The organism is Kytococcus sp. HMSC28H12 (assembly GCF_001816045.1).
Classification (GTDB): Bacteria; Actinomycetota; Actinomycetes; order Actinomycetales; family Dermatophilaceae; genus Kytococcus; species Kytococcus schroeteri.
In genome coordinates this window covers 1-2,551 of record NZ_KV824474.1, presented here as the reverse complement: position 1 = coordinate 2,551, position 2,551 = coordinate 1, and the positions used below count along the sequence as shown (strand labels likewise).

Genomic DNA, 2,551 nt, shown 5'->3' with positions numbered 1-2,551 from the left:
CGCGGCGTCGGGCGGTGGGGGCTCAGGCGGTGCCGAAGCCCACGCGGCCACGGTCCTCGCTGCCGAGGTCCACGTAGCCGATTTGGGCGCTGGGCACCATCACGGAGCGGCCCTGGGCGTCGGTGAGCTCCAGCACCGGGGTGCTGCCCTCGAGGGCGGCCTGCACGGCTGCGCGCACCTCGGCGGCGGGCTGGTCGACGTCGATCGTGACCTCGCGGGCGACCTCGCGGATGCCGATGCGGATGTCCATGCTCAAACCTCGTCTTCACCTCGGGGGATGGGTCCTGCCCCAGCGTATGTCGTGTGCTCCGGCGCCCTGACGCCTAGGGTGGAGGCCATGTCCACCGTCGCCCCCGACCAGACCGCCCCGTCGACCCCGCCCGAGCGGCGGATGGCCGGCCCCGGCACCCCCCTGGCCGACATGGCCCCCGAGTTCGACCGCGCCACGGTGCAGCGCTACGCCCGCAACATCGCCACCCCCGGCATCGGCATGGTGGGGCAGCGCCGCTGGTCGGCCGCCCGGGTGGCCGTGGTGGGTCTGGGTGGCTTGGCCTCCCCGGTGCTGGAGTACCTCGCCGGGGCCGGCGTGGGGGAGCTGCTCGTGGTGGACGTGGACCCGGTGGAGCTCTCCAACCTCCAGCGCAAGCCCATCTTCGGCGCCGAGTGGGTGGGACGGCCGAAGGTGGAGGCGGCCGCCGCGGGTGTGCACCGCATCAACGACCGGGTGGACGTGCGGATGGTGGACGGCTACGTCACGGCGGAGAACGCCCTGGGGCTGCTGGAGCGCTACGACGTCATCGTCGACTGCACCGACACGCCCGAGGCGCGCCGCGTCATCGCCCGCACCGCGGCGGAGCTGGCCGTGCCCCACGTGTGGGGCGCCGTCGAGCAGTTCAGCGGGCGAGTGGCCACCTGGTGGGCGCCGCACGGGCCCTGCTCGGAGTGCACCCCGGACATCGAGCCGCCGAGCTCCTCGGCGCTGTCGTTCACCGAGTCCGGCGTGTTCGGCCCGGTGACCGGCCAGGTGGGCATGGTCATGGCCACCGAGGCGCTCAAGCTGCTGCTGGCTCTCGGCGAGCCGCTGCTGGGCTGGATCCTGCAGGTGGACACCCTCACCCAGCAGTGGACGGACGACCGCCGCGCCGCCGACCCGCAGTGCCCCGTGTGCCGTCCCGCGGCCTCCAGCGAGCGGGCTTGGGCGCACACCGGCGGCATCACGCTGCCGCCGGCCGACGAGCTGTGGCAGCCGCCGGAGCTCGACGCCTCGACGCTCCAGCAGATGATGCAGAACCGGGAGGAGTTCGAGCCCTTCGTGCTGCTCGACGTGCGCGGGGAGCACGAGCGCGAGGTGGTGGCCCTGGACGGCTCCTTCCACCTGTCGCTGGACGAGGTGCGCGAGGGGAAGGCCAAGGAGGTCTTCGGGCCGCACGACAACGTGGTGGTCTACTGCCGCAACGGGCGCCGCTCGGCCGAGGCCGCGCGCCAGCTGCACGCGCAGGGCTTCGGCGGGGTCTTCCTCCTGGACGGCGGCCTCACGCAGTGGGCGCGCGAGGTCGACCCCGAGCTGCCCGTCTGGTGAGTCGGCCCGGGCCGGAGGTTGTCGGTGGCCCGTGGTCCGATGGGGGCATGACCCCCTCGCCCCGCGCCCACCTCGTGCTCGGTGCCCCCGGCACCGGCCGCTCCACCCGGGTGGTCGAGGAGGTCCTGGCCCACCTCGAGGGCGGGGGAGACCTCTCGGAGGTGCTCGTGCTGGCGCCCTCGCGTCTCACGGCATCGATGCTGCGCGAGCGGCTCGAGGAGCGCTGGCAGCGGGGTGCCACTGGCATGCCCGTCTACTCGCACCAGGCCTTCGGGTTCTCCGTGCTCAGCCACCACGCGCGGCTCACCGGGGCCGAGCCGCCGAGCCTGCTCACGGGCGCCGACCAGGACGCGGTGCTGGCCGACCTGCTGGCCGGCGTGGCCGGTGACGACGCGGCCTTCGCCGCCGCAGGCTGGCCCGAGGAGGTGCGGGCGGCGGTGGGCACGCAGGGCTTCCGCGACCAGGTGCGGGACCTGTTCATGCGTGCGGTGGAGCACGGGGTCACCGCCGGGGAGCTCGCCGCGCTGGACGACCAGCAGGGGGAGTGCGGCACGTCGGGGTTGTGGCGCGCCGCGGCGGGCCTGATGCGGGAGTACGAGCAGGTCACGGCGCTCGCCGACCACCAGGCGGTGGACGCGGCGTGGGTGGTGGCCGCCGCCGCGGACCTGCTGGTGGTGGACGACGCGCTGGCGCAGGTGGTGGCCGAGCCGCTGCGGCTGGTGCTCGTGGACGACGCGCAGGAGCTCACGGCCGGGACGCAGGCGCTGCTGGACGCCCTGGCCGTACGGGCGCCGGACGCGCGGTGGGTGCTGGTGGGCGACCCGGACGCCGCCGTGCAGGGCTTCCGGGGTGCCCGCCCGGGGGCCTTCGTGGAGTGGGCGGGTGACCCGGAGCCGGAGGTGCTGGGGCGTTCGGTCCGGCACGGGCCGGTGCTGCGCGCCGTGGCCGACCGGGTGACCGCCCGCATCGGGG

Annotated in this window: 3 protein-coding genes; 2 read left to right on the top strand and 1 reads right to left on the bottom strand. The window is 75.1% G+C overall.

The annotated features are described in order from the left end of the window. Positions 1-22: 22 nt before the first annotated feature. Positions 23-250: a DUF3107 domain-containing protein gene (locus HMPREF3099_RS06680; RefSeq protein ID WP_070705273.1), complete on the bottom strand. Its 228-nt coding sequence runs from the start codon at positions 248-250 to the stop codon at positions 23-25. A gap of 87 nt (positions 251-337) precedes the next feature. Between HMPREF3099_RS06680 and HMPREF3099_RS06675 the strand changes: the two genes are divergently transcribed. Both HMPREF3099_RS06675 and HMPREF3099_RS06670 read left to right on the top strand, forming a co-directional pair. Beyond that, a complete protein-coding gene (locus tag HMPREF3099_RS06675; protein ID WP_083323575.1) occupies positions 338-1,579 on the top strand; it encodes a ThiF family adenylyltransferase in 1,242 nt (413 codons plus the stop codon). A gap of 47 nt (positions 1,580-1,626) precedes the next feature. After that, the coding region (locus HMPREF3099_RS06670) for a UvrD-helicase domain-containing protein (RefSeq protein ID WP_168168469.1) at positions 1,627-2,551 on the top strand (925 nt) is incomplete at its 3' end.